The following is a 17,332-nucleotide window of genomic DNA, read 5'->3' on the forward strand; positions in this document are numbered from 1 at the left end:
TTTGAAAGGACAAAACTTAAATTTTGAAAAAACTAATACTCTTTTTGAATATTTTACTTCTTGTTTCTTGCAAAAATGAACAGGCAAAAAGACTGAAAGAAAAAACAACTGGTGTTGCTATTGAACTAAAATATGCTAAAGGTTTTTCAATCAAAAAACACGAAACCTTTAAGATTTTAGAGGTATATTCGCCTTGGCCTGAGGCAAAACGAAGTTATAGATATGCTTTACTAGAAGACAATTATGAAGCTGAATATTGGATTTACGAAAGAGAACGATTTGATAACACAATGGAAGTTCCTATTGAGAAAAGTGTCGTTACCTCAACCACGCATTTACCAGCATTAGAGCTATTAAATGTTGAAACAACATTAGTAGGATTTCCAGGAACCGATTACATATCTTCTGAAAAAATTAGAGTACAAATTGATAATGGAAACATAAGAGAACTTGGAAAAAACGAAAGTTTAAATACTGAAGTATTGTTAGAAATAAATCCAGATGTTGTGGTTGCCTTTGGTATTGAAGGCGGCAATCGTTCTTTTGAAACCATTCAGAATTCAGGAACTCCTGTGATTTTTAATGGCGACTGGGTTGAGAGTTCTCCTCTGGCAAAAGCAGAATGGATTAAATTTTTTGGTGCTTTATATGGTAAAGAAAAAGAAGCAGATTCTATCTTCAATCAAATTGAAAAAGACTACTTGGAAGCCAAAGCTATTGCCCAAAATGTAAAAATACAACCGACAGTTTTAAGTGGTGCAATGCACAACGACATTTGGTATTTACCTAACGGAACCAGTACGGAAGCACAACTGTTAAAAGATGCCAATATTAATTATCTGTGGAGCGACACCGAAGGTTCTGGAAGTTTAAAACTAAATTTTGAGTCGGTTTTTGTAAAGGCAAAAAATGCTGATATTTGGCTGAGCCCATCAAATTATTCCACTTATGAAAATTTAAAAAATGGTAATGAAAACCATTCGCAATTTGATGCTTTTCAAAAGAAAAATATCTACACTTTTAACAATACTACCGGTGCCACTGGTGGTGTTTTGTATTATGAGTTAGGTATGACCAGGCCTGATTTAGTCTTGAAAGATATCATAAAAATTTGCCACCCAGAATTATTGAAAGAGTACAAACCTTATTTCTTTAAACCCCTTAATTAACTTAAGACCTCACAGGTTTTAAAAAACCTGTGAAGCCTGCAACGTAAAACCATGCAACAAAACTTTAAATATTCATTTATGGCACTAGCAATAGTTTTGTTGTTTTGCTTTTTTATGAATATTAGCTTTGGTTCAGTCTCAATTCCTTTAGAAGACATTTTTAACAGCCTTATTGGAAATGCCTCAGTAAAAGAAACTTGGCAAACTATTATTCAAAATTATCGCTTGCCCAAAGCCATAACTGCGATTATTGTGGGTTCAGGATTAGGAATTTCAGGTTTGTTAATGCAAACTTTATTTAGAAATCCTTTGGCTGGCCCTTTTGTTTTAGGCATAAGCTCGGGTGCAAGTTTAGGTGTGGCATTGGTTATTTTGGGCTCTGGTATTTTTGGTGGGGTATTAGCATCACTTTTCGTTTCTAAATGGGGCATTGTTATAGCTGCAAGCTTAGGTAGTTTTTTAGTCCTATTGGCTGTTTTAGCGGTGTCCTTAAAAGTAAGAGATACTATGGCAATTTTAATTATTGGCTTAATGTTTGCCAGTATTACGGCTGCCCTGGTAAGTGTTCTCTCCTATTTTGGATCTGCAGAACAATTACAACAATATATATTTTGGGGTTTTGGTAGTTTAGGTAATTTATCTTGGGAAGACCTTACCGTCTTACTCATCATTTATAGTTTGGGGATTGTTTTGGGTATCGCATCCATAAAATCCTTAAACACGCTACTTTTAGGCGAAAATTATGCCAAAAGTTTAGGTTTGAGCATTAAAAAGAGTCGTTTTATTATCATTGTAGCCACGAGTTTATTGGCGGGCACAATAACCGCTTTTACAGGGCCAATTGCTTTTATTGGTTTAGCCATTCCCCATATTACACGGCAGGTGTTCAACACATCAAACCATAAAATATTGTTGCCCGCAGTATTTTTGTTTGGTGCTATTGTAATGCTTATTTGCGACAGCATTTCGCAATTACCAAATAGCGATTTTACCCTGCCAATAAATGCAATAACTTCCCTTGTTGGTGCTCCTGTGGTAATATGGTTATTAGTTAGAAAACGAAAAATGGTATTTTAATGAAAAGTGAAACAAAAAATATCATTCTTAAAACTGAAAACCTCTCTATTGGATATACTTCAAAAAAAGACAACATTGTTGTAGCTTCAAACATAAATGTAGCGTTGGAAAAGGGAAAGTTAATAGGATTGATTGGTGCCAATGGCATTGGAAAATCTACATTATTAAGAACTTTAACCAAGGTACAATCGCCCCTGAAAGGAGCGATTTATATTAATGATACCGAATTGAAAGGCTTTTCCTCTGTTAACTTAGCTAAAGCATTGAGTTTGGTTTTAACCGAGCCTCTTGCATCCAAAAACCTATCTGTTTTTGAACTTGTTGCACTTGGCAGACAACCTTATACAAATTGGATAGGCAATCTTTCAAAAGAAGATATTGAAATTACAAACCATGCTATTTCGCAAGTAAATATTGAGCATTTAAAAAATAAAAAATGCTTTGAACTTAGTGATGGTCAATTACAAAACGTAATGATATCCAGAGCTTTAGCACAGGATACAGATTTAATTATTTTGGATGAACCCACCACACATCTGGACATGTACCACAAAGCCTATATTTTAAAACTCCTTCAAAAACTGACTAAGGATACAGGTAAAACCATTCTATTTTCGTCACATGAAATCGATTTGGCAATTCAACTCTGTGATACACTAATTGTTATGACGGATACCGAAGTGGTCTACGACCAACCGTGCAACTTGATTGCTAAGGGTACTTTTAATGAGTTGTTCCCAAAAGATTTAATTGCGTTTGATGAAGCTACTGGAAGTTTTAGAGTGAAAAAGTAGTTTCCAATTGCAGTCACAGTATTCAGTACTCTTAAAATATAAACTTGCTACTTTTTGGAATTTGGTTTTTGTTATTTGATATTTGTTATATGAACGATAATTTAATAATAATTCTCGCTGCCTTAGTTTTTGCAGCAATCGGTTTTTTCTTGGGAAATTACTTTTCGAAGTTGAAAAACAAAAGTGAACAGAGCACCTTAGAGGAACGTCAAAACCAAATGCAGCGCACCATTGAGGAGCTAAAACAAAACCTAAGCAAGATAGAAGGTGAACGCGAGGAGATTCGTCGAGAAAAGGAGTTGTTAAATACCGAATTAGCCAGAAAGAATTCTGAATATGAAAACCTGCAAGAGTTAAACTTAAAACGGGACAAAGAGTTAGAACAACGCCAAGAGCAATTGCGCAAAGATTTTGAATTATTAGCCAATAAAATACTTGAAGAAAAGTCGAATAAATTCACAGAGCAGAATAAAGAAAATATCAAAAATATTTTAAATCCGCTTCAAGAAAAAATACAAGGCTTTGAGAAAAAAGTAGAAGCTTCACAAAAGGAAAGTATCAGCATGCATTCTGCTTTAAAAGAGCAGTTATTAGGCTTAAAAGACCTTAATCAACAAATGACTAAAGAGGCTACCAATTTAACTAGAGCTTTAAAAGGCGATAGTAAAATGCAAGGAAATTGGGGCGAGTTGGTTTTGGAGCGGGTGCTTGAAAAATCTGGTTTAGAAAAAGACCGTGAATATTTTGTGCAACAAAGTTTTACTCGTGACGATAACTCGCGGGTGATGCCGGATGTGGTATTGCATTTACCTGATGGCAAGAAAATGATAATTGATTCAAAAGTATCCTTAACGGATTACGAACGTATGGTAAATGCTGATGACGATGACAGACCACAATTTTTAAAAGCCCATGTAAATTCCATAAGAAAACATGTGGAGCAACTATCTGCTAAAAATTATCAGGATTTATACGATATTGAATCCCCTGATTTTGTATTACTTTTTATTCCCATAGAGCCAGCGTTTGCCGTGGTTGTCAATGAAGACAACAGCATTTACAATAAAGCCTTTGAAAAGAATATTGTAATTGTAACACCTTCTACCCTTTTGGCTACGTTGCGTACCATTGATACCATGTGGAATAATGAAAAACAGCAACGTAATGCTATAGAAATAGCACGACAAGCTGGTGCGCTTTACGATAAGTTTGAAGGCTTGGTAAGTGATTTAACTGGTGTTGGCAAAAAGATTGATGCTGCTAAAAATGACTATTCTGCTGCTATGAATAAGTTAGTTGATGGGCGTGGTAACCTCATCACTAGCGTTGAAAAGCTTAAAAAAATGGGCGCAAAAGCCAAAAAATCATTACCTGAAGCTATTATAAAACGTGCCGAAGAGGACGAATAATTAAATCAGTTATTTTCATGAAATTCTTAATTAAATTTTTTCTATTGATATGTATCATCGCTGCCGCATATTTTAGCTTTATTTACTTTGTAAGTTATAGTGAAGGCGTTAGAGCTGGTAAACTTGTAAAATTTAGCAATAAAGGTGTACTTTTTAAAACTTGGGAAGGCGAAATAAGCCAAGGCGTATCAGATGCACAAACCTTTGTATTCTCGGTTCAAGATAACGAAAAACAAGCTATTGAAGATTTAAATAGATTACAAGGTAAATTTGTAAAACTCTACTATTTTGAACATTATAAAACCATATTTTGGCTTGGAGACACCAAATATTTTATAACCAAAGTTGAAGAAGAAAGCAATTAAACACGTTATAAATCTTGTATACTTTTCTGTAGAACCTAGTATGGTTTGATGTGTATCTTAATAGTTAAAACCTAGTATTACAGCGATTTACATCACGCATTTTAAAAACTATTATAATGCTTAATTTGTGTATTCCATAAAAACATTCTATATTTGAATATTCCCTAAATAAGGAATATTTTAAATTATTCCCTAAAAAAGGAATAATTATAGTTATTCTATTTAAACGGAATATTATGACGACAAGTGTTATTACTGGCGATATTATAAGATCAAGTAAATTCAAGAACCCAGAAGTTTGGTTATACCCTTTAAAGGAAGCTCTAATAAAAACCGAAATAGGTGAAAAATATTGGGAAATCTTTCAAGGAGATAGTTTTCAAATTGAGGTTAAAGATAGTCAAAAAGCATTTCTTATAGCAGTACATATTAAAGCGTGCATAAAGTCCGTAAAAGGCTTAGATGTTCGCATGGCAATTGGGGTTGGACATAAAATGTTTGAAGGAGATACTGTTACTGAATCTAATGGAGAAGCTTTCCAATTTTCAGGAGAAACCTTAGAAAATCTAAAGAAAGAGAAGACAAATCTCAAAATCAAATCTCGATATATTACCATAAATGATGAGCTCAACTTATATTTTAAACTTGCTTTAATTGCAATGGACAATTGGACAATCAATTCAGCTGAAGCTGTAAAGGTTACTCTTGAAAATCCTGGAGCACTACAATCTGAAATTGCCAAAATTCTAGATATAAATCAAGAAGCTGTTAGCAAACGCCTTAAACGCGCTTATTTCAATGAAATATTGAGTCTTGATAAAATGTATCGTCAAAAAATCACCTTACCTGCACAAAATATTCTATAAAAAAATGATGATTTTAATAAAACTCCTACTCGCCCACCTTTTAGGTGACTTCTTTTTACAACCGGTTAAATGGGTTAAAGAAAAGGAAAAGAAAAAACTAAAATCTCCTAAACTGTATTTTCATATTTTAATACATATTGCTGCTACAACTTTACTTTTATGGGATGTATCGCTATGGCCAATTATTGTAATTATTGGAGTATCTCACTTTATAATTGATGCTTTAAAACTCTCTTTTCAGAAGAAAAAAACAAAACGGCGATTATTCTTTTTAGACCAGTTATTACATGTACTAATTATTTTTGCATGTTACTTTTTCATCTATAACAATGGCTTATTTCAATTTAGAATTACCGAAAATGAGCTACTGTTAATAACGTGTATCTTGTTTTTAACAATTCCTGTATCTATAATTATGAAAAACATTTTTTTAAAGTGGGATATTTCAGAACTTACTAAAAACAACCAGTCCCTAACGGATGCTGGAAAATATATTGGTATTTTAGAGCGTGTTTTAGTGTTTATTTTCATTATTGTAGACCATTGGGAAGCTGTGGGTTTTTTAATTACGGCTAAATCGGTTTTTAGATTTGGAGATTTAAAAGAGTCAAAAACCAGACAGCTTACCGAGTATATTTTAATAGGCACTTTAATTAGTTTTGGCATTGCCATCATAACTGGAATTATTTATACCGTTTTAACTTAAAACAACATGTTTAAACACCCTAAAGAATCGCAGGTAACCATAACGCAGCTCATGCTGCCATCACACTCTAATTTTAGTGGAAAAATTCATGGTGGGCATATTTTAAACTTAATGGACCAGATTGCCTTTGCATGTGCCTCTAAGCACTCGCAAAATTATTGCGTAACGGCATCCGTAAACCGCGTTGATTTTTTAAACCCTATTGAAGTTGGAGAACTAGTAACCCTAAAAGCATCAGTAAATTATACGGGCAGAACTTCTATGGTTATTGGCCTACGCGTGGAATCTGAAAATATTCAAACTGGAGAAGTTAAGCATTGTAATTCATCATATTTTACAATGGTTGCAAAAGATGAACATGGTAAAAATGTTGTTGTACCAGGTATTATTTTAGATTCTGAACAAGCTGTGAGACGTTTTGCGCGAAGCATCGTTAGACAGCAACAGGCAAGACATCGTTCTACACAGTTTAATGCTACAGAGTTTAAAATTGAAGAGTATTTAGAGCTAATAAAAAAACAAAATGCCCAAATAGCCCTATAAAAATGTAAGTAAACCACCTTATACGCGTCTTAAACCTCATAAATTGGTATAAACTCTACCTCAAGTTGAGTTTCTTTTAGTTGCTCTATTGCAAAAATTAGCATTAAGCATAGCCCTATTTATCACACATAAACATATAAATACAAGTTACAGTCCCTTTAATACTACTAATATATCTGTTAAAATCTATTATCTGTAAGTTTTGATTTAAATGGATAAATAAGGGAAGTGAAAAACTAGAATACTTATAACTCACTTTTGAATTATAATTGAAAGAGAACATATTAATCCCAAAAAAAAGAATTATGAAAATTAGAAAATCAGTTTACGCATTAGCCTTGGTTGCTCTGGGGTTTAGCTGCTCAAGTAACAACGATGACGATTTAACAGATCAAGAGACTCCAGTATCTACAGATCCTATAACGTATAATGGTGATGTAAGAGCAATTATTTCTAGTAATTGCGTACAGTGCCATGGGGATCCAACATCAAATGGAGCGCCATTTTCATTGGTAAACTTTAGCCAAGTAAATAGTAGAGTTGGCAGAATAATAAACAGAATAAATAATGCATCTAGACCTATGCCTCCCTCTGGCTTAATGCCTCAGGCAAATAGAGACCTTATTCAACAATGGCAAGATGATGGTCTATTAGAGCAGTAATAAGTTCAAAGCTACAGTTTGCTTTTACGTGCTTTTGCAACTATGCTTAGCTATAAATTGTTGTAAAGAAAAAAAGAAGTTTTAAAACCTGAAATAATAATTTAAAATTGTGTTACTGCTTCTGTAAATCGAGTAGATTTTTTTAAACCCAATTGGAGTTGAAAAATTGGTAACCCTAGAAGCATCAGTAAACTATACAGGCAAAACCTCTATGGTTATTGGGTACTTATGAAATCTGAAAGTATTCAAACAGCAGAGGTTAAGCATTGTAATTCATCATAATTTACAATGGTTGCAAAAGATGAACATGGCAAAATGTTGTTGAAATAGGTATTATTTTAGATTCAGAACAAGCTGTGAGACGTTTTGTACGAAGCATCGTTCGACAGCAACAGGCAGAACATCACTCTACAAAATTTAAGGCAAATGAGTTAAAAAAGAAGACTATTTGGATGTTATTAAAAGCTATAATACTAAGATAGAATTATAGGTTTAGATTGAAAAAATACGTTATAACAATTATCATATTACTTTGATATTATGTATCTTAATAAAAAATACTTGACATTAAAACAAATAGCTATGAAACAAAAATTACATTTTATTTTACCAGTACTTTGTGCATTCTTTCTTTTAGAATTAAGCTCACAAACTACAGTTAACCTCACATCTGTAAAAGACAATTCTATTTACAGCGAATCTAATAATTCCAATGGCCTAGGACGATTATACTCTGGTAGAACTGGTTCAGCCGATGGTAACAACAATAGAAGAGCGCTAATCAAGTTTGACTTGACTTCAATTCCTAGCGGTGCTACAATTACAAGTGTTACTTTATCTTTAAATGTATCTAGAGTACCGGGTGGTGTTGGGACTCAAACTTACAACATTTATGAGTTAAATAATGATTGGGGAGAAGGCACCTCAACAGGCACTGGGAATGGCGCAGCAGCAGTTGCCCCTGATGCCACTTGGAGTGATGCTATGCTAGGTACATCCAATTGGACAACGGCTGGAGGAGATTTTTCTACAACAGCTTTATCTACACTAAGCCTGAGCGGTCTTGGGAACTATGATTTTCCAACAAGCACTACATTCGTAAGTGTAGCGCAGCAGTGGCTAGATAATCCCAGTACGAATAATGGCATTATTTTAATTGGAGATGAAACAGTTAACAGAAGTGCAAGGCAATTTGGAAGCAAAGATTCAGGAGTTGCCCCAATACTAAACGTTACTTATAGCACGCTAAGTACTGAAGAGGTAAGTTTAACGAATTTTTCTATCATGCCCAATCCAGCAACTTCAAGTATAAAATTAGAACTCCCGAGTTTTATAGATGGAATTGACATAAGCGCTTTTGACCTGTTAGGAAAAAACGTTTATTCAGCTAAACACAACTCTAACGCTATTATTGATATTTCTAGTTGGACACCAGGGATATACTTGCTTAAAGTTAGCACTGAAGATGTTTCTAAAACCAAACGTTTCGTAAAAATTTAATATTCCATTATAGATAGAACAAAAAAAGCCGCAATATGCGGCTTTTTCCTTTTATAACTTACACTTATTTACTTAAATACATCTTACGTCTGGAGTACAAATCGTAAAATTCGTCGTCCTTTAAACTATCAATAAACAGGATACTCTCACCTGTACTTTTCATTTCTGGCCCTAATGTTTTATCCACATTCGGGAATTTGTTAAATGAGAAAACCGGTTGTTTTATGGCGTAACCTTCCAATTCTGGTTTAAAGTTGAAGTCTTTAATCTTCTTTTCTCTCAACATTAGCTTAGTAGCATAGTTTACATAAGGCTCTCCGTAAGCTTTTGCGATAAATGGCACTGTTCTGGAAGCTCTTGGATTTGCTTCTATAATATATACCTTATCATCCTTTATCGCGAATTGAATATTAATTAAACCAACAGTATTTAATGCTAAAGCTATCTTTTTGGTATGATCCTTAATTTGTTGCATCACAAATTCACCAAGGTTGAATGGAGGCAGTGTCGAGTTACTATCTCCTGAATGAATACCACATGGTTCAATATGTTCCATGATTCCAATAATGTAAACCTCTTCACCATCACAGATTGCATCCGCCTCTGCTTCTATCGCACCTTCTAAATAGTGGTCTAATAATAGCTTATTATTTGGAATTTTATTCAATAAATCTATTACGTGCTCTTCAAGCTCTTTTTCATTAATTACTATTTTCATCCCTTGTCCTCCAAGTACGTAAGACGGTCTTACCAAGATTGGGAAATCCAGCTCTTTTGCTACGGCTAAAGCCTCATCAGCAGTTTCTGCTGTATCAAACTGTGGATAAGGAATATTATTTTCTTTTAGTAGAGTTGAAAAACTTCCTCTGTCTTCTGCTAAATCTAGAGATTCAAAGCTGGTTCCGATGATTTTAACACCATAACGCGATAGTTTTTCAGCAAGTTTTAAAGCGGTTTGTCCGCCTAATTGCACTATAACACCTTCCGGCTTTTCATGCTTGATGATATCATAAATGTGTTCCCAAAATACAGGTTCGAAATACAGTTTATCGGCCGTATCAAAATCTGTAGATACGGTTTCAGGATTACAGTTAATCATGATGGTTTCGTAACCACATTCTTGTGCAGCATACACGCCATGAACACAACAATAATCAAACTCTATACCTTGCCCGATTCTGTTGGGTCCAGAACCTAAAACAATAATTTTCTTTTTATCTGAAACTACACTTTCATTATCCGAATACCGCTTACCATCGGCAATTTGCATATCGCTTTCAAACGTTGAATAATAGTATGGTGTCTTTGCTTCAAACTCAGCAGCACAGGTATCAACCAATTTATAAACACGGTTAATCCCCATTTCCTCACGCTTATTATACACTTGACTTTCCAAACAACCTAACATATGCGCAATCTGTCTGTCTCCATATCCTTTCTGCTTTGCTTCAAGCAACAATTCTTTATCAATGGTATCGATGTTGAAAGTAGAAATTTCCTTTTCCAAGAAATATAGTTCTTCATATTGCTTTAAGAACCACATATCGATTTTAGTGATTTCAAAAATTCTGCTTAATGGGATGCCCATTTTAATGGCATCGTAAATGATAAATACTCGATCCCATGAAGCGAACTTCAATTTTTCTATTACCTCATCGTAATTGGTGTTTTCCTTTCCATCAGCTCCTAATCCATTACGCTTAATTTCAAGCGATTGTGTTGCCTTGTGCAGTGCTTCTTGGAATGAACGCCCAATGCCCATTACCTCTCCTACCGCCTTCATTTGCAGTCCTAAAGTTCTATCAGAGCCTTCAAATTTATCAAAATTCCAACGTGGTATTTTTACAATTACATAATCTAAAGTAGGCTCAAACAATGCTGAAGTAGATTTTGTAATTTGATTGCTTAATTCATCTAAACTATACCCCAAAGCTAATTTTGCCGCAATTTTTGCAATTGGATACCCTGTAGCCTTACTTGCCAATGCTGAAGAACGCGATACACGCGGGTTAATTTCAATGGCTATAATTTCCTCTTCTTCATCTGGGCTAACTGCAAATTGTACGTTACAACCACCAGCAAAATCCCCGATACTGCGCATCATATGGATTGCCATATCACGCATCTTTTGATAGGTTCTATCACTTAAAGTCATTGCCGGAGCTACGGTTATAGAGTCTCCAGTATGAATTCCCATCGGGTCCATATTTTCAATAGAACAGATGATAACCACATTACCATTAGAATCTCGCAACAACTCTAACTCATACTCCTTCCAACCAAGCAAAGCTTTATCAATCATTACCTCATGGATAGGGGAAATTTCCAATCCGTGGCGCAGTAATTTATCAAAATCCTTTTCATCATAAACAATCGCCGCACCAGCACCGCCAAGGGTAAATGAAGAACGAATACATAATGGAAAACCAAACTCTTGTGCTATTTCTTTTCCTTTTAAGAAAGATGAAGCGGTTGCTTGTGGTGCCATTCCAACACCAATCTTACCCATTAATTCTCTAAACTGCTCTCTATCCTCAGTAACGTTAATAGCGTCAATATTAACACCAATCATATCCACTCCAAAATCTTCCCAAATTCCTTTTTCATCTGCTTCGATTGCTAAATTCAGTGCCGTTTGTCCGCCCATTGTTGGTAAAACAGCGTCAATCTGTGGATGTTCTTTAAGAATCTTAATGATTGATTTTGTATTCAATGGCAACAAATACACATGATCTGCCATGGAAGGGTCAGTCATAATTGTTGCAGGATTGGAATTAATCAAAATGGTTTCAATTCCATCTTCTCTTAACGAACGTAAGGCTTGAGAACCTGAATAATCAAACTCACACGCTTGCCCAATGATGATGGGCCTGAACCAATAATAAGGATTGATTTTAATTTCGGATTTTTCGGCATTGTTATAAGTATTCTATATGTAAATAAATCGGTTTGCTAAATTAGTAATTACAAAACATAAAAAAAGGCGTTACACTTAAGCAACACCTTTAAAATATCAACAATTGTTAATCATTATTTCTTATGTCTTGTTTCAGATGACACAGACAATTTTTTTCTACCTTTTGCTCTTCTTCTAGCCAGTACTTTTCTGCCATTAGCAGAAGCCATTCTTTCCCTGAAACCGTGCTTGTTCCTTCTCTTTCTTTTTGATGGTTGAAACGTTCTTTTTGGCATCGTCTTATGTTTTTAAAATCTGAATTGTATTTTTCTGAAATATTTTGACCCTTGTCAAAAACTGAGCGCAAATATACAAAGCTTTTTTATTTCACAAACCTATTTTAAAAATATTTTTTACATAAAAAATTTAGTTTCTTTGCATTTTAAAATAAAAACGGGCTAAAAGCGAAAAATGAAGCCCAAAATTGCAATAAAAATCAATTTAAATGTTCAACAAAATTATAAAACTGATTTTAGCTGCCGGAATTATAGCCTATGCCGTATACCAGTTTACAGAAGGAAATATAGGTAATGGCATTTCACTTATTTTATTAGCGGGTGTTTTTATATTTCTTTATTTTAAAAATGAATTTATTCTATTAGCGTTCTTGCGCCTAAGAAAACAAGATTTTGCAGGAGCTAAAAAATGGCTAGATAAAATTAGAAACCCAGAAACTGCATTAGTTAAAAAACAACAAGGATATTATAGCTACTTACATGGAATTATGACGATGCAGGACAACATGAATGAATCTGAGAAACATTTTAAGAAAGCTGTTTCATTAGGTCTGTCTATGAAACATGACTTGGCCATGGCAAAATTGAATCTTGCTGGTATTGCCTTTTCTAAAAGAAGAAAAAGAGAGGCGCAACAATTACTTACTGAAGCGCAAAAACTAGATAAACATGGTATGCTTACAGATCAAATTAAAATGATGAAGCAAAACATGAAGCAAGCTGTAGGGCCAAACCAGCATTTTGGTGCAGGTGGTTCATTAAGGTCTCAAAAGCGCAGAGGAAGATAAAATTTCTCAATCTTTTTTTAGCTCTATTTTAATTTCAGGATTTATTAAGAGCAAATCGTTTATGAATGACTGTTTGTTATTTGGTGAAATTAAAACACTATCATATTTATTGAAATTCACTTCAATTCTATCAAATGCTGCCGATGGAGATGACATTATTGAATACGACTGTTTAATGGATTTGATGTTGTAAATATCAACATCCTTACTATAAATAATTCCATTCCGTATTTTTAATGTATTGCCTTCAATAATATATCTTATTGAAAAAGTACCATAACATAAAAAAATTAATATTAGAAAAAGTATACTACCATATACTAAGATAGAATTATTTGATTCACCTTTCAAAATCATTAAGAAAATTGAAGCAATAACCAGTAAAAAGAATACAGCAAAAAAACCATATTCAATTTTTGACTTATATACTTTGATGTCTTTCATATGAAATTCTAATTTAAATCAGCGGCGACCACAATCTGCTGTAAGCCTCTTTAAGCTTTTCAAATTTTGGACGCTTTGTCCAATTATCAAGATTCACGTTCTCAGAATATTCTAAATCCTTTAAGAAATGTTGTTTTAGTATATTACTTGTATGCTTGTCATATAGAAAAGCATTTACTTCAAAATTAATATTAAAACTTCTGTAATCCATATTTGAAGTACCTATAGTAGAAAAGATATCGTCTATTACGATAGTTTTAGCATGGATAAGCCCTTTTGAGTAGCGATATACTTTTATGTCCGCTTCAAGCAACTTTTCTAACAAAGAATTTGTAGCATGTTTCACCACCCAGGAATCAGACTCTTTTGGAATTACTAACTTCACATCTACACCACTTCGTGCAGCCACTTGTAGTGCTGTAATAATCTGATCGTTGGGCACAAAATAGGGTGTAGTAATGTAAATGTAATCTTCTGCGGTATTTATAGCTGTAAACATAGCCTCCATGATATATGGCCAATCGGTATCCGGACCGCTAGATGCAATTTGTACAGCTACATTATTTTGACAAGTTGCTTGAGGGAAATACGATTTGTTAATTTTTAAGTCTTGATTGGATACAAAATCCCAAGTGGTAAAAAAATTAATCTGTAATGATTTAACGGCTTCTCCTAAAATTCTTAAATGTGTATCTCTCCAAAAAAGCTCATCACTATCATTGTTTATGTATTCATCTGCGATATTTATACCACCTACATAACCTACCTTCCCGTCTATAATGGCAATTTTCCTATGGTTGCGGTAATTCATTTTCCCCGTGAATCTTGAAAACAGCACAGGCATAAATGGATAGTGTTCCACTCCACTTTCGTCCAGTTTATGCTTCATTTTTGTAGATATTTTACTTCCCACATCATCATAAGTCAATCTTACAGAGACACCATTCTTGGCTTTATCGCATAATACATTTAGAAGCCTTGTTCCAATTTTATCATCCTTTAAAATATAATATTCTAAGTGTATATGATGTTCGGCTTTTTTCAAGTCGTTCATCAAATATTCAAACTTTTCATTTCCATTTTTTAAAATATTGATATCATTACAAAGGGTAAGTGGCGAATAATTGTTACTGTATAATAGCTCAACCAACTTTGATTTTTGGTTTAAATAATCGTCTACTTTTTTATTGACGTCATTTTCAAACTCTAAAGTCTCATGTATTGATTTAATTGTAGATTGGTTGAGTACCTGTTTTCTATTGAAAATTTTGTTTTTTCGGTATTCTTGTCCAAAAAGGTAATAGACCAGCACACCGAAAAAAGGAAAAAAAACCAAAACAAGTATGTAAGACAATGTTTTGGTTGGGTTGATATTTTTTAATATTACAGTTATAGCGGCTGAAATCGCTATAACATAATTAAGTATGATTAAGATATTCCAGTAGTTATCTTTCAGAAAAGCCAACATGGAATTTAATTATAATATCCTTCCTTTGGAATCTCGATGTAATATGGCTTTCTCGACTTATTATTTAAATGAGGTTCTCTCAACCAAGGATTGTGTAGTTTTAAAATTTTATAATTTATACCAAAGCGTTCCGCAAATTTTGTAAAATCGGTTACTGCCGTATCAACTTCAACCTTAAACGTTGGTATGTTTGAGTATAAATCTTTGTCCCTAAAATTGAATCCGTATTTATCTGGATTTGATAAAATTTCCTTTAGTGCCACTATTCTAAATAAATAGCGCCCGGTTTCCTCTCCCAAAAGCAAATCATAATAATCACTAACATTTTGTTCCTTCAATCTTCGAGACACTCCTGCATTACCAGCGTTGTAAGCCGCTGCTGCCAGGGTCCAAGAACCTAAATTTTCTTTAGATCTTATTAAATATTTACAGGCTACTTCTGTAGCTTTTTCCAAATGATAGCGTTCATCAACATTGGTGTTGACTTCTAAACCATTTTCACGCCCAGTAGTTTTCATAATTTGCCATACACCCCTTGCTCCTGCTGGAGATACCGCATTGGTTAAACCACTTTCTATAACGGCTAAGTATTTAAAATCATCTGGAACACCATATCTTGCTAGTATAGGCTCTATTACCGGAAAGTATTTTTTTGCACGCTTAAACATCAATAAACCATTAGACTGCCAGTAGGTATTTACCAACAGTTCTCTATCCATTCGCTCTAAAATATCTGGATTTTCTAATGGCACACGCTCTCCTGCAAAATTTAAATCTTCAGGAACTTGCAATGCATAAACATTATAGTCGTTAATGACTTTCTTTTCGAAATTTTCATCAGTAGGGGCGTCTTGGAGGGCATAAATAAACAGCAAACATAAACTTAATAATCCCACAAGCGCCAACATTCGTTGTATGGTCTTCATCATTAAAAAGTTTTTTTTAAAAATATAAAAAATAGTGCATTAACCTATGGTTTATAAGATTATCTTGGGTAAATTTTCGTTGAACCACTTGTACTTATTGATAATAGCAATATGTGTACCACCCTTAATCGTGATACAGTTTTTGATATGTTTGATAGGAAAAACAGGATCATTATCTCCATGAATATGTACAATATCTTCTTTATAGGTCTCTTGTTCCCAGCACACTACTTGCTTTATACCCCAACTAAGATAATTCGGATCATTTACCGACAAGTATTTTTTGTACAGCTCTAAACGTTTAGTCATAGTTTTTCCGAAGGCATATTTCTCAAATACTTCTATTTTACTTGCCAATTGAGTTGGCACCAATTTATATGCTCCTGTAGATTTTGCCAATTGCATCTTTAATGGTAACTCATACTTAGATTTAACACTTGATACTATAATTACTTTCCTTACGGCAATATGTTTGCACATTTCCTGCACCAAAATTCCTCCAAACGAAACACCTAATAACACAGGGTTTTCGTGATTGATTTTCTTTGTCATACGAAGTGCGTAATCACTTAAAGATTCATTTTCCTGAGGAACAAACCATTCCAAGTAGTGCATTCTAAATTGAGATTCTGGTAGTTTGATATTCTCAAAAATTAGCGGGCTAGCAGCCATTCCAGGCATTAAATACACATGTATTATCTCTTGACTCATAAGGTTTTAACAGTGCCGTTTATATAATCTCTCGATTTTTTTTCGTACTTTTGCACAAAGTTATTCAAATAGTCTGCACTATTTTATACAATACTCCTTTAAATTAAATAATTATTACACTATGGTTGAAGCTGCTGAATTAATTGACAACGATTTTTTACGTCAATTTGAAATTAAAGTTGATGGAAAATTGGCAAAAATTGAATATTCTTTACAAGAGCGAAAAATATTCTTAACTAAGTTGATCATTCCAGAAGAAATCAACGATGAAGATTTTAAAAAAGAATTTATCGCTTCGGTTTTTGAGCAAATTCAAGATCGTAATTTAAGCGTAATGCCTACTTGTCCGGCAATTGCCAAATTTGTAAGAAGCAATAGAAAGTACAAGCGCATGTTACCGGTTGGCGTGAGAATTTAAAATATCGACAATACATTGAAACATCCGAAGTTGAATTAAGCTTCGGATTTTTTTGTGCTTAAAATTTATATGTTTTTGTAAAAGTATCAATAACAGGAATGATGAATAGAGTTTTGTTACTCTTTTAATTTACCAAAAAGAAATAAAATAATTAACATTATAGACCCTATTATTATAGCATACTTAATTGATATTAAAAAAAGTCCAGCGATAATAATAAAAAAGATGTATTCTATTCCAAAAGTGTTTTTATTGCTCATTTTTAATGGCCTGATTATCAAAATTCAATCAAAA

18 protein-coding genes and 1 pseudogene are annotated in these 17,332 nt (G+C 33.6%); 13 read left to right on the plus strand and 6 right to left on the minus strand.

Annotated features, from left to right (window positions below):
- Positions 1-23 precede the first annotated feature (23 nt).
- The 11 genes from AC1B0Z_RS06290 to AC1B0Z_RS06340 all read left to right on the plus strand — a co-directional run bounded on the left by AC1B0Z_RS06290 (position 24) and on the right by AC1B0Z_RS06340 (position 9,091).
- Positions 24-1,169, plus strand: a complete 1,146-nt coding sequence (locus AC1B0Z_RS06290) for an ABC transporter substrate-binding protein (protein WP_483794778.1) — start codon at positions 24-26, stop codon at positions 1,167-1,169.
- 78 nt (positions 1,170-1,247) lie between these two features.
- Positions 1,248-2,246 carry a FecCD family ABC transporter permease gene (locus tag AC1B0Z_RS06295; RefSeq protein ID WP_483794779.1) on the plus strand — a complete coding sequence of 333 codons (999 nt, stop codon included), beginning with the start codon at positions 1,248-1,250 and terminating at the stop codon, positions 2,244-2,246.
- Positions 2,246-3,040 carry an ABC transporter ATP-binding protein gene (locus AC1B0Z_RS06300; protein ID WP_483794780.1) on the plus strand — a complete coding sequence of 265 codons (795 nt, stop codon included), beginning with the start codon at positions 2,246-2,248 and terminating at the stop codon, positions 3,038-3,040. Before AC1B0Z_RS06295 ends, AC1B0Z_RS06300 begins: the two co-directional genes overlap by 1 nt.
- Positions 3,041-3,129: 89 nt before the next feature.
- Positions 3,130-4,449, plus strand: a complete 1,320-nt coding sequence (locus AC1B0Z_RS06305; protein ID WP_483794781.1) for a DNA recombination protein RmuC — start codon at positions 3,130-3,132, stop codon at positions 4,447-4,449.
- 17 nt (positions 4,450-4,466) lie between these two features.
- On the plus strand, positions 4,467-4,814 hold the full coding sequence (locus AC1B0Z_RS06310; RefSeq protein WP_483794782.1) for a 6-phosphogluconate dehydrogenase: 348 nt from the start codon (positions 4,467-4,469) through the stop codon (positions 4,812-4,814).
- A gap of 236 nt (positions 4,815-5,050) precedes the next feature.
- The gene (locus tag AC1B0Z_RS06315; protein WP_483794783.1) at positions 5,051-5,680 is read left to right on the plus strand and encodes a transcriptional regulator; all 630 of its coding nucleotides are present in this window, start codon (positions 5,051-5,053) and stop codon (positions 5,678-5,680) included.
- A 4-nt stretch (positions 5,681-5,684) separates the two neighbouring features.
- Positions 5,685-6,386 (plus strand): DUF3307 domain-containing protein, encoded by a 702-nt coding sequence (locus tag AC1B0Z_RS06320; RefSeq protein WP_483794784.1) that lies wholly within the window; start codon positions 5,685-5,687, stop codon positions 6,384-6,386.
- Positions 6,387-6,392: 6 nt separating this feature from the next.
- Entirely contained in the window at positions 6,393-6,929 is a 537-nt protein-coding gene (locus AC1B0Z_RS06325) for an acyl-CoA thioesterase (RefSeq protein ID WP_483794785.1), read from the plus strand.
- A gap of 305 nt (positions 6,930-7,234) precedes the next feature.
- Entirely contained in the window at positions 7,235-7,591 is a 357-nt protein-coding gene (locus tag AC1B0Z_RS06330; protein WP_483794786.1) for a hypothetical protein, read from the plus strand.
- Positions 7,592-7,757: 166 nt separating this feature from the next.
- Entirely contained in the window at positions 7,758-7,823 is a 66-nt protein-coding gene (locus AC1B0Z_RS06335; protein WP_483795264.1) for a hypothetical protein, read from the plus strand.
- 350 nt (positions 7,824-8,173) lie between these two features.
- Entirely contained in the window at positions 8,174-9,091 is a 918-nt protein-coding gene (locus AC1B0Z_RS06340; RefSeq protein ID WP_483794787.1) for a DNRLRE domain-containing protein, read from the plus strand.
- 64 nt (positions 9,092-9,155) lie between these two features.
- On the opposite strand, the pseudogene carB reads toward AC1B0Z_RS06340, so the two are convergent.
- Positions 9,156-12,007, minus strand: a pseudogene (carB, locus tag AC1B0Z_RS06345) (carbamoyl-phosphate synthase large subunit).
- Between the two features lie 114 nt (positions 12,008-12,121).
- Positions 12,122-12,283, minus strand: coding sequence for a 50S ribosomal protein L34 (rpmH, locus tag AC1B0Z_RS06350; protein WP_013870629.1), 162 nt, complete (start codon positions 12,281-12,283; stop codon positions 12,122-12,124).
- Positions 12,284-12,492: 209 nt separating this feature from the next.
- Between rpmH and AC1B0Z_RS06355 the strand changes: the two genes are divergently transcribed.
- Positions 12,493-13,071 (plus strand): DUF2892 domain-containing protein, encoded by a 579-nt coding sequence (locus AC1B0Z_RS06355; RefSeq protein ID WP_483794788.1) that lies wholly within the window; start codon positions 12,493-12,495, stop codon positions 13,069-13,071.
- 6 nt (positions 13,072-13,077) lie between these two features.
- Here the strand turns inward: AC1B0Z_RS06355 and AC1B0Z_RS06360 are convergent, their stop codons facing one another.
- From AC1B0Z_RS06360 to AC1B0Z_RS06375, 4 genes are read right to left on the minus strand one after another with little or no spacing between them, the layout of a single operon-like run.
- A complete protein-coding gene (locus AC1B0Z_RS06360; protein WP_483794789.1) occupies positions 13,078-13,515 on the minus strand; it encodes a PH domain-containing protein in 438 nt (145 codons plus the stop codon).
- Positions 13,516-13,528: 13 nt separating this feature from the next.
- Positions 13,529-14,983, minus strand: a complete 1,455-nt coding sequence (gene cls, locus AC1B0Z_RS06365) for a cardiolipin synthase (RefSeq protein ID WP_483794790.1) — start codon at positions 14,981-14,983, stop codon at positions 13,529-13,531.
- Positions 14,984-14,988: 5 nt separating this feature from the next.
- Positions 14,989-15,909: a lytic transglycosylase domain-containing protein gene (locus AC1B0Z_RS06370; protein WP_483795265.1), complete on the minus strand. Its 921-nt coding sequence runs from the start codon at positions 15,907-15,909 to the stop codon at positions 14,989-14,991.
- Positions 15,910-15,960: 51 nt separating this feature from the next.
- Positions 15,961-16,620, minus strand: a complete 660-nt coding sequence (locus tag AC1B0Z_RS06375) for an alpha/beta hydrolase family protein (protein ID WP_483794791.1) — start codon at positions 16,618-16,620, stop codon at positions 15,961-15,963.
- Positions 16,621-16,741: 121 nt separating this feature from the next.
- On the opposite strand from AC1B0Z_RS06375, the gene AC1B0Z_RS06380 reads away from it, so the two are divergent.
- Positions 16,742-17,038, plus strand: coding sequence for a GNAT family N-acetyltransferase (locus tag AC1B0Z_RS06380; protein ID WP_130963490.1), 297 nt, complete (start codon positions 16,742-16,744; stop codon positions 17,036-17,038).
- The last annotated feature ends 294 nt before the right edge of the window (positions 17,039-17,332 follow it).

The organism is Hyunsoonleella sp. J2K-J805 (assembly GCF_057167125.1).

Excerpts from the sequence above, each read along its gene's own strand:
- AC1B0Z_RS06330 (WP_483794786.1), top strand. The coding sequence starts at position 7,235 with ATGAAAATTAGAAAATCAGTTTACGCATTAGCCTTGGTTGCTCTGGGG.
- AC1B0Z_RS06300 (WP_483794780.1), top strand. The coding sequence starts at position 2,246 with ATGAAAAGTGAAACAAAAAATATCATTCTTAAAACTGAAAACCTCTCT.
- rpmH (WP_013870629.1), bottom strand. The coding sequence starts at position 12,283 with ATGCCAAAAAGAACGTTTCAACCATCAAAAAGAAAGAGAAGGAACAAG.
- AC1B0Z_RS06340 (WP_483794787.1), top strand. The coding sequence starts at position 8,174 with ATGAAACAAAAATTACATTTTATTTTACCAGTACTTTGTGCATTCTTT.
- cls (WP_483794790.1), bottom strand. The coding sequence starts at position 14,983 with ATGTTGGCTTTTCTGAAAGATAACTACTGGAATATCTTAATCATACTT.
- AC1B0Z_RS06380 (WP_130963490.1), top strand. The coding sequence starts at position 16,742 with ATGGTTGAAGCTGCTGAATTAATTGACAACGATTTTTTACGTCAATTT.
- AC1B0Z_RS06295 (WP_483794779.1), top strand. The coding sequence starts at position 1,248 with ATGGCACTAGCAATAGTTTTGTTGTTTTGCTTTTTTATGAATATTAGC.
- AC1B0Z_RS06315 (WP_483794783.1), top strand. The coding sequence starts at position 5,051 with ATGACGACAAGTGTTATTACTGGCGATATTATAAGATCAAGTAAATTC.
- AC1B0Z_RS06310 (WP_483794782.1), top strand. The coding sequence starts at position 4,467 with ATGAAATTCTTAATTAAATTTTTTCTATTGATATGTATCATCGCTGCC.
- AC1B0Z_RS06355 (WP_483794788.1), top strand. The coding sequence starts at position 12,493 with ATGTTCAACAAAATTATAAAACTGATTTTAGCTGCCGGAATTATAGCC.
- AC1B0Z_RS06370 (WP_483795265.1), bottom strand. The coding sequence starts at position 15,909 with ATGAAGACCATACAACGAATGTTGGCGCTTGTGGGATTATTAAGTTTA.
- AC1B0Z_RS06305 (WP_483794781.1), top strand. The coding sequence starts at position 3,130 with ATGAACGATAATTTAATAATAATTCTCGCTGCCTTAGTTTTTGCAGCA.
- AC1B0Z_RS06320 (WP_483794784.1), top strand. The coding sequence starts at position 5,685 with ATGATGATTTTAATAAAACTCCTACTCGCCCACCTTTTAGGTGACTTC.
- AC1B0Z_RS06360 (WP_483794789.1), bottom strand. The coding sequence starts at position 13,515 with ATGAAAGACATCAAAGTATATAAGTCAAAAATTGAATATGGTTTTTTT.
- AC1B0Z_RS06375 (WP_483794791.1), bottom strand. The coding sequence starts at position 16,620 with ATGAGTCAAGAGATAATACATGTGTATTTAATGCCTGGAATGGCTGCT.
- AC1B0Z_RS06325 (WP_483794785.1), top strand. The coding sequence starts at position 6,393 with ATGTTTAAACACCCTAAAGAATCGCAGGTAACCATAACGCAGCTCATG.